Below are 18,813 nucleotides of genomic sequence, written 5' to 3'. Positions count from 1 at the left end.
AACAGGCCACAGTCCTGAGACAATCGGGGGATGAGTGATGCATCCCCCGTTTCTGTTTCTGGCGACGCCGCCGAGCCGGCCGTGGCCCCGGTCCCTCCCCACCTGGAGTGGCTGAAAGTCGAATCCCTGGACCTGGAGGCGCAGGGCGTGGCCCATCGCGCCGACGGCAAGGTCGTCTTCATCGAAGACGCGCTGCCCGGTGAAGAGGTGCGCGTCAGCGTGACCCGCCGCAAGAACAACTGGGAACAGGCCACGATGACCGAGCGTCGTCGCGACAGCTCTCAGCGTGTCGAGCCCGGTTGCACCTACTTCGGCCTGTGCGGCGGCTGCAAGATGCAGCACTTTCACGCCAGCGCCCAGGTGGCCGTGAAGCAGCGCGTGCTCGAAGACAACCTCTGGCACCTCGCCAAGGTCAAGCCCGAAACCCTGCTGCGCCCCATCGAAGGCCCGGCCTGGGGCTACCGCTACCGCGCCCGCCTGTCGGTGCGCTACGTGGCCAAAAAGGGCACCGTGCTGGTCGGCTTCCACGAGCGCAAGTCGCGCTACGTGGCCGACATGAAGACCTGCGAGATCCTGCCGCCGCACGTCAGCCGCCTGCTGGTGCCGCTGCGCGAGCTGATCGCCGGCATGGACCAGCGTGACCGCCTGCCGCAGATCGAAGTGGCCGTGGGCACCCAGATCACCGTGCTGGTGCTGCGCCACCTGGAGCCGCTCACCGCCGCCGACACGCAGCGCCTCAAGGACTTTGCGGTGAAGCACAGCCCCGCCGAGGGGGGGCAGACCGCCATCTCGTGGTGGCTGCAGCCCAAGGGCCCGGACACCGTGCACCCGCTGGACGAGTCCCTGCCCAAGCTGGACTACACCTTGCCCGAGTTCGGCATCACCATGCCGTTCAAGCCCACCGACTTCACCCAGGTCAACCACGCCATCAACCAGGTGCTGGTGGGTCGGGCGCTGCGCCTGCTGGGCGTGCAGAAAGACGAGCGCGTCATCGACTGGTTCTGTGGCCTGGGCAACTTCACGCTGCCGCTGGCCACCCAGGCCCGCGAGGTGCTGGGCATCGAAGGCAGCGAGACCCTGGTGGCCCGTTCGCGCGAGAACGCGCTGGCCAACAGTGTGCCCGACAAGACCAGCTTCGTGGCCCGCAACCTGTTCGAGATCACCCCGCAAGAGCTGGCCGGCTACGGCTACGCCGACAAGTGGCTGGTGGACCCGCCGCGCGAAGGCGCGTTTGCCCTGGCCAAGGCCGTCGCCGACCTGCATCAGGACCCGACCCTGGTGCCCGACTGGGTGCCGCCCAAGCGCATCGTCTACGTCAGCTGCAGCCCCGGCACCCTGGCGCGCGACGCTGGCCTGCTGGTGCACCAGGCTGGCTACCGCTGCGTGGCCGCCGGTGCGGTCAACATGTTCCCGCACACGGCCCACGTTGAAAGCATGGCGGTGTTCGAGCGCGACTGAGAACCCACCGCGCACCCATGAAAAAAGCCGAGGCGTTGACCTCGGCTTTTTCGTGTGGGTCCCGTATTCAACGGGGTCCTGCGGGCATCCCGCTGGCTTACAGCACCTCGGAAGCAAAGTCCGCCAGACGCGAACGCTCGCCACGCGCCAGGGTCACGTGGCCCCCGTGCGGCCAGCCCTTGAACTTGTCCACCGCATAGGTCAGGCCCGAGCTGCCCTCGGTCAGGTAAGGCGTGTCGATCTGGGCCAGGTTGCCCAGGCAGACGATCTTGGTGCCGGGGCCGGCGCGGGTGATCAGCGTCTTCATCTGCTTGGGTGTGAGGTTCTGCGCCTCGTCGATGATCACGAACTTGTTCAAGAAGGTGCGCCCGCGCATGAAGTTCAGGCTCTTGATCTTGATCTTGCTGCGCACCAGCTCCGAGGTGGCCGCGCGGCCCCATTCGCCGGCCGTGCTGTCGCCACGCGCCAGCACTTCAAGGTTGTCGTCCAGTGCGCCCATCCAGGGCGACATCTTTTCTTCTTCCGTGCCGGGGAGGAAGCCGATGTCATCGCCCACCGGCACCGTCACGCGGGTGACGATGATTTCAGTGTAGCGCCGCTCGTCGAGCACCTGGCTCAGGGCAGCGGCCAGCGTGATCAGGGTCTTGCCGGTGCCGGCCGAGCCTGTCAGCGTCACGAAGTCGCATTCCGGGTCGAGCAGCAGGTTCAGCGCGAAGTTCTGCTCGCGGTTGCGGGCGGTCACGCCCCAGGCCGAGTGCTTGGCGGTGGTGTAGTCCTTCAAGGTGCGCAGCACGGCGCTCTTGCCGGTGATCTCGGTGACCTTGCCGTACCAGGGCGTCACGCCCGGACTTTCCAGGTACACGAACTGGTTGACCATCAGCGTGGGCACAGCCGGGCCGGTGATGCGGTAGAAGGTGGCGCCGCCTTGCTGCCAGCTCTCCATGCCCTTGGCGTGGCGCTCCCAGAAGTCGGCCGGCAGGGCCTGCACGCCGGTGTACAGCAGGTCGCCGTCTTCCAGCGTCTTGTCGTTGAAATAGTCTTCTGCCGTCAGGCCCAGCGCGCGGGCCTTGATGCGCATGTTGATGTCTTTGGACACCAGCACGACTTCGCGGCCGTGGTGCTGGGTGCGCAGGGCCTGGACCACGCCCAGGATCTGGTTGTCGGCCTTGCCCTGGGGTAGGCCGGTGGGCAGCTCCACGGCCAGGCCGGTGGTCTGGAAGTACAGCTTGCCCTTGGCCTCGACGTGGCCGGTTTTCGCCAGCTCGATGCCGGCGGCCGGGTCCACCTGCTGGCGGGTGCTCAGGTCGGTGGCCAGGGTGTCCAGCTCACGGCTGACCTGGCGGGCGTTGCGCGCCACTTCGGTCATGCCCTTCTTGTGCCCGTCCAGCTCTTCGAGCGTGATCATGGGCAGGTAAATGTCGTGCTCGTCAAAGCGGAACAGCGACATCGGGTCGTGCAGCAGCACATTGGTGTCGAGCACGAAGAGCTTGGCCGGGCCACCCACGTCGCGCTTGCGGCGCACGGTGGGGCCGGGGTAGCTCACTGCCGGCGCGGCCGGGGCGGGGCTGGTGGGCTTGGCGCCCGCGCCGCCGGTGCCCTTGTCGGCCACGATGGGGGCAGGTGCGGTCTTTTCCGGCGCGGCGGCCTTGCGGCTGCCCTTGCGCGTCGGGCGCGGCGTTTCGCTCACGGGCGCGGCAACGGGTTGTGCCTTGGGCTTGACCAGCTCCAGGGTGGGCGCCGGGGCGCTGACGCTGGCAGCCACGCTCGGACGCGCGCTGCCGGTGGGGGCCGATGGGGCCGACTTGGTGGCCGATCTGGCCGAGGTCTTGGCGGCTTTGGGCTGCGATGCGAAATCGACATCGGTCAGCATGTCAGCACGTTTGGTGGGCGGCTTGGGCAGGGGCATGGTGCGGTCCGTGGCGAAGTTTCACAAACAAAAAAGCCGCACAGGGCAGTGTGCGGCCTTGAAGGAGGCGATCGGGCGGGTGAGCGGCGCGCACGCGGCGGATCGACAGGAGGAAGGTTGACCGAGTTGCAAAAAGCTCAGTTTCATGAAATTGATTATGCACACTCTGCGGCGCTGGCAGAGTGTGTGCGGCGCCAGGGGGTGTTTTGTCCATGTCGCGCAACACTTGGCAGCGTGCGACGCGGCGCGAGCGGACATGAAAAAGCGCCCCGCAGGGCGCTGGTTCAGATGCTGGGCATCGTGCAGGATCAGGCTGCTTCCTGCTTGAGGCCTTGCACGGCCTTCAACACCTCTTCGACGTGGCCGGCGACCTTCAGGCCGCGCCATTCTTCGCGAAGGATGCCATCCGGGCCGATCAGGAAGGTCGAGCGCTCGATGCCCTTGACCTTCTTGCCGTACATGATCTTGTTTTTGACCACGCCGAACATGTGGCACAGTTTTTCTTCGGTGTCGGCAATCAGCTCGAAGGGCAGCTCCAGGTTCTGCTTGAACTTGTCATGCGAAACCAGGTTGTCGCGAGAAACGCCGAACACCACGGCTCCCGCCTTGACGAATTCCTTGTGCATGTCGCGGAATTGCATGGCTTCGGTCGTGCATCCTGGGGTGTGGTCCTTCGGGTAGAAGTACAGCACCACGGTCTGTCCGACAAAGCTCTGAGGGGTGAACTTCACGCCGCCAGTGGCGAGCGCTTCGAATTCCGGCAAAGGTTTGTTGAGGGCGGGTGTCATGTCGTAGTGATCAGCTGCCTGCGTGAAAAGTAGCCCACTATTATAAAGTACTGCACCATCGCTGCTTGTAAAGTCACCCGTTTGGGCTGAATACCCCCTGTTTGACAAGCGGGATCAAGCGTGCACCAGCAGGGCGGCCATCACGCGGCGCCCTTCGGCGGCCAGCACGTTGTAGGTACGGCAGGCGGCCGCCGTGTCCATGGTCTCGACCCCGATGCGGGCGGCCATCAGGCTGCGCAACAGTGCCGGATGCGGGAAGCGCTGACGCGGACCGCTGCCCAGAATCACCACCTCGGGGGCGGCAGCCAGGATGTCGGCGAAGTGGGCTTCCTGCAGCTCGTCGAGCGTGGCCACCGGCCAGGCCTGAACCGGGCCGACATGCGACACCAGGATGCTGTGCGCGTAGCTTTCGCCATTGACGGAGACCGCGTCGCCCGTGCAAGCATTGATCACATTGACGCCTTCGGCGCGGTCGGCATGCAGTTTCATGACAGGAATGGCTCGGAAAAGCCCGCATTCGCCGTGCGAAGCAGGGCGCCCGGGAGTGGGCGGGTGTGGTTAAATTCTAGCTTTCCCTCATTTCGCCTGCAGTGGAGCCCGTTTTGAAACCCATCGCCAAATCCAGCAAACTTGCCAACGTCTGTTATGACATCCGTGGGCCCGTGCTGGAAAAGGCGCGCCAGATGGAAGAAGACGGCCACAAGATCATCAAGCTCAACATCGGCAACCTGGCCGTGTTCGGGCTGGAGCCGCCCGACGAGATCGTGCAGGACATGATCCGCAACCTGCCCAGCGCGGCCGGTTACACCGACTCCAAGGGCCTGTTCGCCCCGCGCAAGTCGGTGGTGCATTACTGCCAGGAAAAGGGCATCCAGGGCGTCACGGTCGATGACGTTTACCTGGGCAACGGCGCCTCCGAGCTGATCGTGATGGCCCTCAACGCCTTGCTCAACGAGGGCGACGAGGTGCTGCTGCCGGCCCCCGATTACCCGCTGTACACGGCGGCCGTCTCGCTGTCCGGTGGTCGTCCGGTCCACTACATCTGTGACGAGCAGGCCGACTGGAATCCCGACGTCGCCGACATCCGCGCCAAGATCACGCCGCGCACCAAGGCCATCGTCGTCATCAACCCGAACAACCCGACCGGCGCCCTCTACCCCGAGAGCCTGCTCAAAGAGATCATCCAGGTCGCCCGTGAGCACCAGCTCATCGTCATGGCCGACGAGATCTACGACAAGACCTTGTTCGACGGCAACACGCACACCTCGATGGCCTCTCTGGCCGAGGACGTGCTGTTCCTGACCTTCAACGGCCTGAGCAAGAACTACCGCTCCTGCGGCTACCGCGCCGGCTGGATGGTGGTCTCGGGCGAAAAGCGCCACGCCAAGGATTACATCGAAGGGCTGAACATGCTGGCCTCGATGCGCTTGTGCGCCAACACCCCCGGTCAGCTCGCGATCCAGACCGCGCTGGGCGGCTATCAGAGCATCAAGGACCTGGTCGCGCCCACCGGCCGCCTGTGCAAGCAGCGCGACCTGGCCTATGAGCTGCTCAACAAGATCCCGGGCGTGAGCGTGGTCAAGCCCAAGGGCGCGCTTTACATGTTCCCGCGCCTCGACCCCAAGATGTACCCCATCGCCGACGACCAACAGTTCGCCTATGAGTTGCTGGCCGAAGAGAAGGTGCTGATCGTGCAGGGCACCGGCTTCAACTGGCCGCGCCCCGATCACTTCCGCCTGGTCTTCCTGCCCAACAGCGACGATCTGGCCGAGGCCATTGGCCGCATCGCCCGCTTCCTGGAAAGCTACCGCAAGCGCCACGGCACGGCCGCCGCCTGAGTTGGCACCTGAGCCGCAAACCCCATTCCCCCATTTTGAACACGTCACGCCGCCCACAAGGTGGCGCGCACCGAGAGAAGAGAATCCTATGAGCCAAGAACAACTGCGTCCTGTCAAAGTCGGCCTGCTGGGCATCGGCACGGTCGGTGGTGGCACCTTCACGGTGCTGAGCCGCAACCAGGAAGAGATCCGCCGCCGCGCGGGCCGTGGCATCGAAATCGCCATGGTGGCCGACCTCAACACCGAGCGCGCCAAGGAAGTGGTGGGCGACGCTGCCCAGGTCGTGGCCGATGCGCGCGCTGTGATCGCCAACCCCGAGATCGACGTGGTGGTGGAGCTGATTGGCGGCTACGGCATCGCCAAGGCCCTGGTGCTGGAAGCGATTGCCGCTGGCAAGCACGTGGTCACCGCCAACAAGGCCCTGCTGGCCGTGCATGGCACCGAAATCTTCGCCGCCGCCCGCGACAAGGGCGTGATGGTGGCCTTCGAAGCCGCCGTGGCCGGTGGCATCCCCATCATCAAGGCGCTGCGTGAAGGCCTGACCGCCAACCAGATCCAGTGGGTGGCCGGCATCATCAACGGCACCACCAACTTCATCTTGTCCGAAATGCGTGACAAGGGCCTGGACTTCGACGTGGTGCTGAAAGAAGCCCAGCGTCTGGGTTACGCCGAAGCCGATCCCACCTTCGACATCGAAGGCGTGGACGCCGCCCACAAGGCCACGCTGCTGAGCGCCATCGCCTTTGGCGTGCCGGTGCAGTTCGACAAGGCCCACGTGGAAGGCATCACCAAGCTGTCGGCCACGGACATCAAGTACGCCGAGCAACTGGGCTACCGCATCAAGCTGCTGGGCATTGCCCGCCGCCAGGCCGATGGCATCGAGTTGCGCACCCACCCGACCCTGGTGCCGATGCGCCGCCTGATCGCCAACGTGGAAGGCGCGATGAACGCCGTGCTGGTGCAAGGCGATGCCGTGGGCACGACCATGTACTACGGCAAGGGTGCGGGCTCCGAGCCCACCGCCTCGGCCGTGATCGCCGACCTGGTGGACATTGCCCGCCAGATCGACGCCCCCGCGGGTTCACGCGTGCCGGCCCTGGGCTTCCAGCCCAACCAGCTGTCCAACCTGCCGATCCTGCCAATCGAAGAAGTGGTCACCTCCTTCTACCTGCGCCTGCGCGTGGCCGACCAGACCGGCGTGCTGGCCAAGCTCACCGGCATCCTGGCCGAGCAGGGCATCAGCATCGACGCCGTCATCCAGCGTGAGGCCGACGAGGTCAGCGGTGAAGGCGGCAACCAGACCGACCTGATGATCCTGACGCACGACACCAAGGAAGGCGCGATGAACAAGGCCCTGACCGCCATGCAGGCCCTGCCGACCGTGCTGGCGCCGATCGTCAAGCTGCGCAAGGAAGAGCTGGCATGAAATACATCAGTACCCGCGGCGACAAGACCGAGCGCCACTTCTGCGAGATCCTGCTGGAAGGCCTGGCCCCCGACGGCGGCCTGTACCTGCCGGTGAGCTATCCGAAGGTGGACGACGCCACGCTGACGAAGTGGCGCGGCCTGAGCTATGCCGAGCTGGCCTTCGAGGTGCTGTCGCTCTACATCGACGACATCCCGGCTGCCGACCTCAAGGACATCACCGCCCGCACTTACAACAAGGCGGTGTATGGCTTTGACGAGATCACGCCCCTGAAGCCGCTGGAGCCCGGTCTGGCGCTGGAAGCCCTGTCCAACGGCCCTACGCTGGCCTTCAAGGACATGGCCATGCAGTTGCTGGGCAACCTGTTCGAGTACGAACTGGGTCGCCGTGGCGAGCAGCTCAACATCCTGGGTGCCACCTCGGGTGACACGGGCAGCGCGGCCGAATACGCCATGCGCGGCAAGAAGGGCGTGCGCGTCTTCATGCTGTCGCCGCACGGCCGCATGAGCGCCTTCCAGCAGGCCCAGATGTTCAGCCTGCAGGATCCCAACATCCACAACCTGGCCGTCGAAGGCGTGTTCGACGATGCGCAAGACATCGTCAAGGCCGTCTCCAACGACCTGGAGTTCAAGCGCAAGTACAAGATTGGCACGGTCAACTCGATCAACTGGGCCCGCCTGCTGGCCCAGGTCGTGTACTACTTCGCCGGCTACTTCTACGCCACCAAGTCGAACGCCGAGAAGGTCAGCTTCACGGTGCCGTCGGGCAACTTCGGCAACGTCTGCGCCGGCCACGTGGCCCGCATGATGGGCCTGCCCATCGACCAACTGGTTGTGGCCACCAACGAGAACAACGTGCTCGACGAGTTCTTCCGCACCGGCAGCTACCGCGTGCGTGGCAGCGCCGAGACGTATGAAACCTCGTCGCCCTCGATGGACATCTCCAAGGCGTCCAACTTCGAGCGCTTCGTGTTCGATCTGCTGGGCCGTGACGGTGCGCGCGTGAAGGCGCTGTTCAAGGACGCCATCGAGCAACAGGGTGAGTTCCACCTGTCGGCCGACGAGTTCGCCAAGGTGCCGGGCTACGGTTTCGTGTCGGGCACCAGCAAGCACAGCGACCGCCTGGCCACCATCAAGGACACCTTCGAGCGTTTCGGCGTGATGATCGACACCCACACGGCCGACGGCCTGAAGGTGGCGCGCGAGCACGTCAAGCCCGGTGTGACCATGCTGGTGCTGGAAACGGCCTTGCCGGCCAAGTTTGCCGAGACCATCGTTGAAGCCACGGGCCGTCAGCCTGAGCGTCCGCACTGGATCAAGGGTCTGGACGGCTTGGAAGACCTGCCCAAGCGCTTTGTGGTGGTGCCCAACAACACCCAGACGGTGAAGGACTACATCGTCCAGCACTGCAACGACTGAGCGCGCGGTTCACCCGCGTTCGGTTTCCCGGTTTCCTGCAGGAGTGGCGCCATGGCGGCTGCGTTCAAACCCTTGATGCCGCTGGACGAGGCCTGGTCTCGTCTGCATGCGGCGGTGGTCGAGCACCTGGGGCAGACGCCCCGCTCGACCGACGTCGTCGACAGCTTTGACGCCCTGGGGCGCGTGCTGGCCGAGGACCTGGTGTCGACGGTGGACGTACCGCCGGTCGACAACAGCGCCATGGACGGCTACGCCGTGCGTGCGGGCGACCTGCCGCTGGCGGGCCAGGTGGGGGCCGCTACGGCCGCCGTCAGTCTGCCGCAAGGTCAGCGCATTGCGGCCGGTCAGGTCGGCGCCATGCTGCAGCCGGGCACCTGTGCGCGCATCTTCACGGGCGCACCCGTGCCCGAGGGCGCCGATGCCGTCGTCATGCAGGAGCACACGGCGGTCGACGCGGCCACCGGATCGGTGCATTTCAAAGAGGCCATTCAGGCCGGCCAGAACATCCGTCGCCGCGGCGAAGACATTGCCCAGGGCCAGACGGTGCTGCATGCCGGTGTTCGCCTGACCCCGGCGGGGCTGGGCGTCGCCGCTTCGGTGGGTGCCGCTTCCCTGAAGGTGTTCCGCCGCCCCAAGGTGGGCGTGCTGACCACCGGCAATGAACTGGTGATGCCGGGCGAGCCCCTGCCGCCGGGCGCCATCTACAACAGCAACCGCCACACGCTGCGCGGCCTGGTGCAGGCCACGGGTGCGCAAGCCTGTGACCTGGGCGTGGTGCCGGACGACCTGACCGCCACCCGCGCGGCCTTGCGCGCGGCCGCCGAACAGCACGACCTCATCATCACCAGTGGTGGCGTGTCGGTGGGCGAAGAAGACCATCTGCGCAATGCCGTGCTGGCCGAAGGCGGCCTGGATTTCTGGGCTCTGGCCATCAAGCCGGGCAAGCCCTTCGTGTTTGGCTGGATCAACCGCGCCGATGGCAGCCGCGCCCTTTACATGGGCCTGCCCGGCAACCCGGTCGCCAGCTTCATGACCTTCCTGCTGCTGGTGCGCCCAGTGCTGGGCTTGTTGGCCGGCGAGGGCTGGCACCTGCCTCAGGCGGTATCCCGTGTCGCCGATTTCAGCTGGCCCAAGCCAGACAAGCGCCGCGAGTTCCTGCGCGCACGCCTGGACGCGCAGGGCAGGGTGCTGCTGCACCCGAACCAGGGCTCGGGCGTGTTGAGTTCGGCCGCGTGGGCCGAGGGCGTGGTGGACCTGCCTTCGGGCACCATCGTTCGACCGGGCGATGCCGTGAATTTCATTTCCATGGCAGAGTTGGTGCAACCTTCTCTCTCTGCCCGCCAACCCTGAGCGCGGGCCTGGCACCATGAGCATCACCGTCCGCTATTTCGCCGCTGTCCGCGAGCAACTCGGCCCTTCTGAAACCTTGTCTTGGGCTGATGCTGGCGCGCACACTGTGGGCGAGTTGCGCCAGTGGCTGATCGGCCGCTCGGCCGCCCATGCCGCGGCGCTGGACCTGGGCAAGGGACTGCGCACGGCCTGCAACCAGACGCTGTGTGGTGCCGATCAGGCGGTTCAGGACGGCGATGAAGTGGCGTTCTTCCCCCCGGTCACAGGCGGTTGAGATGAGCGAACACGACACGGCCCTGCAAGACGCCTTGGCCTGCGTGCGCGTGGGTCCCGAAGACTTTGACCTGGGCGCCGAGGTGGTGGCCTTGCGTGGCCAGGATCCACAGGTGGGCGCCGTGGTCAGTTTCGTGGGCACCGTGCGCGAGTGGGCGCAAGCCGCCGCATCCGGGGGGCAACCCGCCACCATGGAGTTGGAGCACTACCCCGGCATGACCGAACGCAGCATCGCCGAGCTGATCGTCGAGGCGCGTCGGCGCTTCAACGTGCGCGGCGTCAAGGTCATTCACCGCGTGGGGCCCTTGGCCGTGTGCGACCAGATCGTGCTGGTGGTCGTCAGCTCGGCCCACCGGGGCGACGCTTTCCAGTGCGCCGAGTTCCTGATGGACTGGCTCAAGACCCAGGCGCCGTTTTGGAAGAAAGAGTCGGCCGGGGGCGAGAGCCGCTGGGTGGATGCGCGTGTCAGTGACGACCAGGCCGCGGCGCGCTGGGGTGGGCTGCACACGCCGCCCAACGCGGCCCCGGTCTGAGCCCCGCAAACTCCAGGCACCCTGCATGCTGGCCCTCGATGTTTTCACCTGCTATGGCGTGGCCGGCGCTGGCTCGCTGGTGGGACTGGGCCTGATTTCTCAGATCCGCACCGACCAGAACCGCGTGCGTGGCGCGCTGGACCTGTACCGTTGGGCCTTCTGTTGCCTGAGTGCGCTGTTGTGGGTCGTGCTGTGCCCCGATGACTGGCGCCCGCTGGTCACGCAGGTGGCGATCGGCTTTGCGGCTGCTGGCGTGACCTTGCTGGCCTGGGCGTTTCGGCAACTCAACGGACGGCGCACCCCGCCGCGCCTGGGCTGGGCCTGCACCGCGGTGGCGGCCTTGGTGTTGTGGGTGATGGCCGCGCTTGGCTCGCCCACTGCCTACGTGCAGGCCATTGCCTGGGTGTTTGCCGCGGTCAGCCTGGCCATGGCGGTCGACCAGGGCTGGCTGATTTTGCGCAGCCCGCGCATCCAGCGCAGCGAGCTGAGCCTGCTGATCGTGGCGGCCATCTTCGCCCTGATCTGGGCCATCACGCTGGCGCATGTGCTCTCGGATGAGACCGGTCCTTACCCCGCCCACTGGCTGCATGCGCCCGACTGGCTCTTGCCCATCACGGCGCTGGCCTTTGCGATCCTGCCGCTGTCGGTGGCGGCGGTGGTGTTTGCCATCATCAACCAGCGCCTTAACCAGCAGTTGCGCAACCGGGCCTTGTCCGATGACCTGACCGGGGCCCTGTCGCGGCGCGGCCTTCGGGAACTGGGTGAGCGCATGCTGTCCATGCAGGCCCACCAGCCCACCTCGGTGGCCGTGCTGATGATGGACGTCGACCACTTCAAGGCCGTCAACGACCGTTACGGGCACCAGGTGGGCGACGACGTGCTGCGCCAGGTCACCCAGCTGACCCGCGAGCGCCTGCGTGACGACGCCTTGCTGGCACGTTATGGCGGTGAGGAGTTCACGGTGCTGCTGCCAGTGCGCAGCCACCTGGAAGCCAGTGCCGTGGCCGAGCGCCTGCGCCAGATGCTGGCGCTGACGCCGTGCGAAACGCGGGGCGGGCCGGTCGCCATCACCGTCAGCATCGGGGTGGCCTTCAACCGCCCGGAGGGCACGCTGGAAGACGCCTTGGCCCGGGCCGATACCTGCCTGTACGAGGCCAAGCAGGCTGGGCGCAACCGGGTGGTCACCGCACGGCCCGACGCCTGATGTGATCCGATTGGGCTTGATCTGCCTCAAGCGGGCAGGGGCCTGAGGGTCGATCCCCTTGAAATGTCACGGGACTGCCCTATCTTCATGAGCAATCGGCACCGATCTCCGGGGCCACAGGAGTGCTCATGCGACTCGACAAACTCACACAAACGTTTCAGGAAGCGCTGACCGAGGCCCAAAGCCTGGCAGTGACACGCGACAACCCCTACATCGAACCGGCCCACATCCTGCTGGCCATGCTGCAGCAGGACGACGGCCCCAAGGCCTTGCTGGAGCGCGCCGGCGTCAAGGTGGGGGCGCTGGCCGCGGCTTTGACCAAGCAGATCGACAAACTGCCCCAGGTGCAAGGTGCCGAGCAGGTGCAAGCCGGGCGCGACACTATCAGCCTGCTGCAGGGCGCCGAGAAGGAAGCCCACAAGCAGGGCGACAACTACATCGCCAGCGAGATGTTCCTGCTGGCCCTGGCCGACCACAAGGGTGAGACGGGCGAGCTGGCCCGCGACCACGGCCTGACCCGCAAATCCCTGGAAGCGGCCGTGAAAGCCGTGCGTGGAGATCAGAAAGTGGACAACCCCGAAGCCGAAGGCCAGCGTGAATCGCTGAAGAAATACACCCTGGACCTGACCGAACGTGCCCGCCAGGGCAAGCTCGACCCGGTGATCGGCCGCGACGAGGAAATTCGCCGCGCCATCCAGGTGCTGCAACGCCGCTCCAAGAACAACCCCGTGCTGATCGGTGAGCCCGGCGTGGGCAAGACAGCCATCGTCGAGGGCCTGGCGCAGCGCATCGTGGCGGGCGAAGTGCCCGATTCGCTCAAGAGCAAGCGCGTGCTGGTGCTGGACATGGCCCTGCTGCTGGCTGGTGCCAAGTACCGCGGTGACTTCGAAGAGCGCCTCAAGGGCGTGCTGAAAGAAGTGGCCAAGGACGAAGGCCAGACCATCATGTTCATCGATGAGATCCACACCATGGTCGGTGCGGGCAAGGCCGATGGCGCGATGGACGCGGGCAACATGCTCAAGCCGGCCCTGGCGCGCGGCGAGCTGCACTGCATCGGCGCCACCACGCTGGACGAGTACCGCAAGTACATCGAGAAGGACGCCGCGCTGGAGCGCCGCTTCCAGAAGATCCTCGTGGGTGAGCCCACCGTTGAGGCCACCATCGCCATCCTGCGCGGCCTGCAGGAAAAGTACGAGGTGCACCACGGCGTGGACATCACCGACCCGGCCATCGTGGCCGCGGCCGAGCTGTCCAACCGCTACATCACCGACCGCTTCCTGCCCGACAAGGCCATCGACCTGATCGACGAGGCCGCAGCCAAGATCAAGATCGAGCTGGACTCCAAGCCCGAGGTGATGGACCGCCTCGACCGCCGCATGATCCAGCTGCAGATCGAGCGCGAAGCCGTCAAGCGCGAGAAGGACGAGGCTTCGGTCAAGCGCTTCGAGTTGCTCAACGAAGAGATCGCCAAGCTGCAAAAGGAAATCGCCGACCTGGACGAGATCTGGAAGGCCGAGAAGGCCCAGGCCCAGGGCAGCCAGAGCGTGCGCGAAGAGATCGACAAGCTGCGCCAGCAGATCGAAGAGCTCACCCGCAAGGGCGACTTCAACAAGGTGGCCGAGCTGCAATACGGCAAGCTGCCCGAGCTGGAAAAGCGCCTGAAGGACGCCCAGGAGAAGGAAAGCGCCAAGGGCAAGGCGGGCAAGAACGGCGAAGGCCGTCCGCAGCTGCTGCGCACCCAGGTGGGTGCCGAAGAAATCGCCGAAGTGGTGGCGCGTGCCACCGGCATCCCCGTGTCCAAGCTGATGCAGGGCGAACGCGACAAGCTGCTGTCCATGGAGGACAAGCTGCACGAGCGGGTCGTGGGTCAACAGGAGGCCATCGTGGCGGTATCGGACGCCATCCGCCGCTCTCGCGCCGGCCTGTCTGACCCCAACCGGCCCTACGGCTCCTTCCTGTTCCTGGGCCCCACCGGTGTGGGCAAGACCGAGCTGTGCAAGGCGCTGGCCGGCTTCCTGTTCGACAGCGAAGACCACCTGATCCGCATCGACATGAGCGAGTTCATGGAGAAGCACTCGGTGAGCCGCCTGATCGGCGCGCCTCCGGGCTATGTGGGCTACGAAGAAGGCGGCACGCTGACCGAAGCCGTGCGTCGCAAACCCTACAGCGTGGTCCTGCTTGACGAGGTGGAGAAGGCGCACCCGGACGTGTTCAACGTGCTGCTGCAGGTGCTCGACGATGGTCGCCTGACCGACGGCCAGGGCCGCACCGTGGACTTCAAGAACACCGTGATCGTGATGACCTCGAACCTGGGCTCACACCACATCATGCAGATGGCCGGCCAGCCTGCTGAGGACATCAAGGACGCGGTGTGGGTCGAGGTCAAGCAGCACTTCCGTCCCGAGTTCCTGAACCGGATCGACGAGGTGGTGGTGTTCCACGCCCTGGATCAAGCGCACATCGCCTCGATCGCCAAGATCCAGCTCAAGGGTCTGGAAGGTCGCCTGGCGCAGATGGAGATGAAGCTCGACGTCTCGCCCGAGGCGCTGGCCGAGCTGGCCAAGGTCGGCTTCGATCCGGTGTTCGGGGCCCGCCCGCTCAAGCGCGCCATCCAGCAGCGCATCGAGAACCCGGTGGCCAAGCTCATCCTGCAAGGCAAGTTCGGGCCGAAGGATGTGATCCCGGTGCAGGTCAGCGCCGACGGCGAATTCCAGTTCGACCGCGTGGTGCACTGACCGGCTCAGGCGTCGCCCTGACGCCTGACTACCCGAACCTTCATCGCCCCTTTCGAGGGGCGATGTTCATGGTGCTGCCGATGGGGCGCACCTGGAACTGTTCGGCCGACAGGTGCCGGGCCTGCAGGGCGACCGCCAGATCGCGCGGGGGCTGGTCCAGGGGCTCGTCGGTCAGTTGGAATGTGCCCCAGTGCACCGCCAGCGCCTGCTTGCAGCCCAGGTCCTGAAAGATCTGCACCGACTCTTCCGGGTTCACATGCTGGTCTTTCATGAACCAGCGCGGCTCGTAGGCGCCGATGGGCAGCAGCGCCAGATCGAACCCGCCGCCGTGCTCTGGCGTCTGCTCGCGCGCGAAGTGCTGGCGGATGTCGGTGAAGTCCTTCGAGTACGCCGTGTCGCCCGCGAAGAAGACGTGGCAGTCGGGCGAGAGCAGCGCAAAGCCACCCCACAGGCTGCGCAGGGCATCGCGCGTGGTGCGGGCGGACCAGTGCTGCGCCGGGGTGAGCACCACCGGCATGCGCAGCGAGCGCTCGGTGGCTGGCAGCACATGCTCGTCCCACCAGTCCAGTTCGATGACGTGGTGGATGCCCCGTCGCGCGAACCAATGCTTGTGGCCCAAGGGCGTGATGAACAGCGGCGCACCGCCAGCCTGCTGTGACAGCGCCAACAGCGAGGCCTCGTCCATGTGGTCATAGTGGTTGTGTGACAGCAGCACCACGTCGATGTGGGGCAGCTGATCCAGTCGCAAGCCCGGTGGGGTCTGGCGCTGCGGGCCAGCCCACTGCACCGGAAAGCAGCGCTCCGAGAACACCGGGTCGGTCAGCAGGTTCAGCCCTCCGACCTGCAGCAGCACCGTGATGTGCCCGATCCAGGTGGCCGCTGGCTGCATGGCCAGGCCCGCTTGGGCATTGGCATGGATGAAGGCCAGATCCGGCTCCACCACGGGGATCGGCGTTTTCAGCGGGCGAGGGTGTCCTGCCCGCCAGGCCTGCCAGCGCCACTGCAAGATCTCGTGCCAGCGCTTGCCCCGGAACGACTGGTAGTTGTTCTGGAAGCCGTCAGGCCGATGGTGCTTCTTCGCCGGGTTGTAGTAGGGGTTCTTCATCGCAACGGGGGAAATGGGCACAAGCGGGTACAAGAAAGCCCCGGCAGGCGTCACCTGGCGGGGCTGTGTAGACCCGGCTATGCACGCCGGGTTCACTGGGTGTCGAACCTGAATCAGGCCACCGACACCGGGATCTTGCCGATCTTGGCCTGCCAGACCTTCGGCCCTTCGATGTGGGCGCTGGTGCCGCCGCTGTCCACGGCCACGGTCACGGGCATGTCGACCACGTCGAACTCGTAGATGGCTTCCATGCCCAGGTCTTCAAAGCCCACCACCTTGGCGTGCTTGATGGCCTTGGACACCAGGTAGGCGGCGCCACCCACGGCCATCAGGTAAGCCGACTTGTGCTTCTTGATGGACTCGATGGCGACCGGTCCGCGCTCGGCCTTGCCGATCATGGAGATGAGGCCGGTCTTCTCCAGCATCATGTCGGTGAACTTGTCCATGCGGGTGGCGGTGGTGGGGCCAGCCGGGCCGACCACTTCGTCGCGCACCGGATCGACCGGGCCCACGTAGTAGATGACGCGGTTGGTGAAGTCCACGGGCAGCTTCTCGCCCTTGGCCAGCATGTCCTGGATGCGCTTGTGCGCGGCGTCACGGCCGGTCAGCATCTTGCCGTTGAGCAGCAGGGTCTGGCCGGGCTTCCACGACGCCACTTCTTCCTTGGTCAGCGTGTTCAGGTCGATGCGCTTGGACTTGTTGTAGTCCGGCGCCCAGTGCACGTCGGGCCACAGGTCCAGGCTCGGCGGCGTCAGGTAGGACGGGCCCGAACCATCGAGCACGAAGTGAGCGTGGCGGGTGGCCGCGCAGTTCGGGATCATTGCAATCGGCTTGGAGGCCGCGTGCGTCGGGTAGGTCTTGATCTTGACGTCCAGCACGGTGGTCAGGCCACCCAGGCCTTGGGCGCCAATGCCCAGAGCGTTGACCTTCTCGTACAGCTCGATGCGCAGCTCTTCCAGCTTGTTCTGGGGGCCACGGGCCAGCAGCTCGTACATGTCGATGTCGTCCATCAACGATTCCTTGGCCAGCAGGGCCGCCTTTTCAGCGGTACCGCCCACGCCAATGCCCAGCATGCCGGGCGGGCACCAGCCAGCGCCCATCGTCGGCACGGTCTTGAGCACCCAGTCGACGATGTTGTCAGACGGGTTGAGCATGTAGACCTTGGACTTGTTCTCGGAGCCGCCACCCTTGGCCGCCACGGTCACGTCCACGGTGTCACCGGGCACCACGTCCATGAAGACCACGGCCGGGGTGTTGTCCTTGGTGTTCTTGCGCTCGAAGATGGGGTCGGACAGCACCGACGCACGCAGCTTGTTGTCCGGGTTGTTGTAACCACGGCGTACGCCTTCGTCCACGGCGTCCTGGATGCTGTGGGCGCCAAAGCCTTCCCACTTCACGTTCATCCCGATCTTCAGGAAGACGTTGACGATGCCGGTGTCCTGGCAGATCGGGCGACGGCCCTCGGCGCTCATGCGCGAGTTGGTCAGGATCTGGGCGATCGCATCCTTGGCCGCCGGGCTCTCTTCGCGCTCGTAGGCACGGGCCAGGTGGGCGATGTAGTCGGCCGGGTGGTAATAGCTGATGTATTGCAGCGCGGCTGCGACACTTTCAACGAGATCGTCGTAGCGAATGGTCGTCATGTCAGGGCCTTTGTGGGGCAGTGGGGTGTGGGGTAGGGCAAAACAACAGCCGATTTTACTGCGATGGGCCGAACTGTCGGGCGACGATGGCGAATGGGCTGAACGAATGTCCCGGCTTGGAAGGGGGGCGCCGGAAACCTTTGCCTACAATGCGCCCTCGACTTTCTGACATGCCTCCATGGACTTACTGCTTCTGACGGTCTTGCTGCCCTTGCTGGTGGGCACCCTGGCCTGTTTCGGCCTCGGCAAGCTTTCCTGGGCGAACGGCCGCGCCCTGACGGCGCTGGCGGCAGGCGGTGTGACACTGGCTGCCTTGCTGTGCCTGTTGTCGATGGCGCCGCAGGTGTTGGCCGGCCAGACCCTGCTGGTGCAGTACCCCTGGGCGCCCGATCTGGGCCTGCAACTGGGCTTCCGCCTGGACGGCCTGGCCCTCATGTTCGGCCTGCTGATCACCGGCATCGGGCTGCTGATCGTCACCTACGCACACCGTTACCTGGGCCCTGATGATTCGGCAGGCAAGCTGTACACCTTGCTGATGCTCTTCATGGCGGCCATGCTGGGCGTGGTCCTGTCCGACAACCTGCTCCTGCTGGTGGTGTTCTGGGAGCTGACGAGCATTTCCTCCTTCCTGCTGGTGGGCTACTGGGGCCACCGTGCCGACGCCCGCGCCGGCGCGCGCATGGCCCTGGCCATCACCGGGGGCGGCGGGCTGGCGCTGCTGGCCGGCGTCATCGTGCTGGGTCAGATTGCCGGCACCTTTGAACTGAGCGCCATGCTGGACCAGGGCGAGCGCATCCGGGCGCATGCGCATTTCCCGCTGGCCCTCATCCTGATCCTGCTGGGTTGTTTCACCAAGAGCGCGCAGTGGCCCTTCCACTTCTGGTTGCCTGACGCCATGGCCGCGCCCACCCCGGTGTCGGCCTACCTGCACTCGGCCACCATGGTCAAGGCGGGGGTGTTCCTGCTGGCGCGCCTGTACCCGGTGCTGGGCGGCTCCGGCCTGTTCGAGGTGATCGTTTCGGGCACGGGTCTGCTGACGCTGGCCTTTGCGGCCTATGTGGCGGTGTTCCGGCACGACCTCAAAGGCCTGCTGGCCTATTCCACCATCAGCCATCTGGGCCTGATCACCTTCCTGATCG

Annotated in this window: 15 protein-coding genes; 10 read left to right on the top strand and 5 right to left on the bottom strand. The window is 65.8% G+C overall.

Annotated elements, in window-relative coordinates; all coding sequences use genetic code 11:
• The first annotated feature begins 30 nt into the window (after positions 1-30).
• Positions 31-1,458, top strand: coding sequence for a 23S rRNA (uracil(1939)-C(5))-methyltransferase RlmD (gene rlmD / locus RBT42_RS14390; RefSeq protein ID WP_320366326.1), 1,428 nt, complete (start codon positions 31-33; stop codon positions 1,456-1,458).
• A gap of 97 nt (positions 1,459-1,555) precedes the next feature.
• On the opposite strand, the gene RBT42_RS14385 is transcribed toward rlmD, so the two are convergent.
• From RBT42_RS14385 to RBT42_RS14375, 3 genes are all read right to left on the bottom strand, one after another.
• The gene (locus RBT42_RS14385) at positions 1,556-3,364 is read right to left on the bottom strand and encodes a PhoH family protein (protein ID WP_320366324.1); all 1,809 of its coding nucleotides are present in this window, start codon (positions 3,362-3,364) and stop codon (positions 1,556-1,558) included.
• A 308-nt stretch (positions 3,365-3,672) separates the two neighbouring features.
• Positions 3,673-4,152, bottom strand: coding sequence for a peroxiredoxin (locus tag RBT42_RS14380; RefSeq protein ID WP_320366322.1), 480 nt, complete (start codon positions 4,150-4,152; stop codon positions 3,673-3,675).
• 114 nt (positions 4,153-4,266) lie between these two features.
• Positions 4,267-4,641 (bottom strand): Mth938-like domain-containing protein, encoded by a 375-nt coding sequence (locus tag RBT42_RS14375; RefSeq protein WP_320366320.1) that lies wholly within the window; start codon positions 4,639-4,641, stop codon positions 4,267-4,269.
• Between the two features lie 113 nt (positions 4,642-4,754).
• On the opposite strand from RBT42_RS14375, the gene RBT42_RS14370 reads away from it, so the two are divergent.
• From RBT42_RS14370 to clpB, 8 genes are all read left to right on the top strand, one after another.
• Positions 4,755-5,990 carry a pyridoxal phosphate-dependent aminotransferase gene (locus RBT42_RS14370; protein ID WP_320366317.1) on the top strand — a complete coding sequence of 412 codons (1,236 nt, stop codon included), beginning with the start codon at positions 4,755-4,757 and terminating at the stop codon, positions 5,988-5,990.
• Positions 5,991-6,093: 103 nt separating this feature from the next.
• Positions 6,094-7,416, top strand: coding sequence for a homoserine dehydrogenase (locus RBT42_RS14365; protein WP_320366366.1), 1,323 nt, complete (start codon positions 6,094-6,096; stop codon positions 7,414-7,416).
• Positions 7,413-8,834 (top strand): threonine synthase, encoded by a 1,422-nt coding sequence (gene thrC, locus RBT42_RS14360; RefSeq protein ID WP_320366315.1) that lies wholly within the window; start codon positions 7,413-7,415, stop codon positions 8,832-8,834. The genes RBT42_RS14365 and thrC overlap by 4 nt, the downstream gene beginning before the upstream one ends.
• Before the next feature lie 51 nt (positions 8,835-8,885).
• On the top strand, positions 8,886-10,184 hold the full coding sequence (glp, locus tag RBT42_RS14355; protein WP_320366313.1) for a gephyrin-like molybdotransferase Glp: 1,299 nt from the start codon (positions 8,886-8,888) through the stop codon (positions 10,182-10,184).
• 16 nt (positions 10,185-10,200) lie between these two features.
• Positions 10,201-10,458: a molybdopterin converting factor subunit 1 gene (moaD, locus tag RBT42_RS14350; RefSeq protein WP_320366311.1), complete on the top strand. Its 258-nt coding sequence runs from the start codon at positions 10,201-10,203 to the stop codon at positions 10,456-10,458.
• A 1-nt stretch (position 10,459) separates the two neighbouring features.
• Positions 10,460-10,990 carry a molybdenum cofactor biosynthesis protein MoaE gene (locus RBT42_RS14345; RefSeq protein WP_320366309.1) on the top strand — a complete coding sequence of 177 codons (531 nt, stop codon included), beginning with the start codon at positions 10,460-10,462 and terminating at the stop codon, positions 10,988-10,990.
• A 25-nt stretch (positions 10,991-11,015) separates the two neighbouring features.
• A complete protein-coding gene (locus tag RBT42_RS14340) occupies positions 11,016-12,194 on the top strand; it encodes a GGDEF domain-containing protein (RefSeq protein ID WP_320366308.1) in 1,179 nt (392 codons plus the stop codon).
• A gap of 128 nt (positions 12,195-12,322) precedes the next feature.
• Complete coding sequence (gene clpB, locus RBT42_RS14335) at positions 12,323-14,929, top strand: ATP-dependent chaperone ClpB (RefSeq protein ID WP_320366306.1); 2,607 nt, start codon at positions 12,323-12,325, stop codon at positions 14,927-14,929.
• Positions 14,930-14,969: 40 nt separating this feature from the next.
• Here the strand turns inward: clpB and RBT42_RS14330 are convergent, their stop codons facing one another.
• On the bottom strand, positions 14,970-16,034 hold the full coding sequence (locus RBT42_RS14330) for an MBL fold metallo-hydrolase (protein ID WP_320366304.1): 1,065 nt from the start codon (positions 16,032-16,034) through the stop codon (positions 14,970-14,972).
• 113 nt (positions 16,035-16,147) lie between these two features.
• A complete protein-coding gene (locus tag RBT42_RS14325) occupies positions 16,148-17,674 on the bottom strand; it encodes a fumarate hydratase (protein ID WP_320366302.1) in 1,527 nt (508 codons plus the stop codon).
• 178 nt (positions 17,675-17,852) lie between these two features.
• Between RBT42_RS14325 and RBT42_RS14320 the strand changes: the two genes are divergently transcribed.
• The coding region (locus tag RBT42_RS14320) for a proton-conducting transporter membrane subunit (protein WP_320366300.1) at positions 17,853-18,813 on the top strand (961 nt) is incomplete at its 3' end.

Source organism: Aquabacterium sp. (assembly GCF_034003525.1).
Taxonomy (GTDB): domain Bacteria; phylum Pseudomonadota; class Gammaproteobacteria; order Burkholderiales; family Burkholderiaceae_C; genus Aquabacterium.
This window is presented reverse-complemented; position numbering and strand designations above follow the sequence as displayed.

Coding starts and splice junctions, on each gene's coding strand:
- RBT42_RS14340 (WP_320366308.1), top strand. CDS start 11,016: ATGCTGGCCCTCGATGTTTTCACCTGCTATGGCGTGGCCGGCGCTGGC.
- rlmD (WP_320366326.1), top strand. CDS start 31: ATGAGTGATGCATCCCCCGTTTCTGTTTCTGGCGACGCCGCCGAGCCG.
- RBT42_RS14385 (WP_320366324.1), bottom strand. CDS start 3,364: ATGCCCCTGCCCAAGCCGCCCACCAAACGTGCTGACATGCTGACCGAT.
- RBT42_RS14380 (WP_320366322.1), bottom strand. CDS start 4,152: ATGACACCCGCCCTCAACAAACCTTTGCCGGAATTCGAAGCGCTCGCC.
- clpB (WP_320366306.1), top strand. CDS start 12,323: ATGCGACTCGACAAACTCACACAAACGTTTCAGGAAGCGCTGACCGAG.
- RBT42_RS14325 (WP_320366302.1), bottom strand. CDS start 17,674: ATGACGACCATTCGCTACGACGATCTCGTTGAAAGTGTCGCAGCCGCG.
- RBT42_RS14375 (WP_320366320.1), bottom strand. CDS start 4,641: ATGAAACTGCATGCCGACCGCGCCGAAGGCGTCAATGTGATCAATGCT.
- glp (WP_320366313.1), top strand. CDS start 8,886: ATGGCGGCTGCGTTCAAACCCTTGATGCCGCTGGACGAGGCCTGGTCT.
- RBT42_RS14345 (WP_320366309.1), top strand. CDS start 10,460: ATGAGCGAACACGACACGGCCCTGCAAGACGCCTTGGCCTGCGTGCGC.
- RBT42_RS14330 (WP_320366304.1), bottom strand. CDS start 16,034: ATGAAGAACCCCTACTACAACCCGGCGAAGAAGCACCATCGGCCTGAC.
- thrC (WP_320366315.1), top strand. CDS start 7,413: ATGAAATACATCAGTACCCGCGGCGACAAGACCGAGCGCCACTTCTGC.
- moaD (WP_320366311.1), top strand. CDS start 10,201: ATGAGCATCACCGTCCGCTATTTCGCCGCTGTCCGCGAGCAACTCGGC.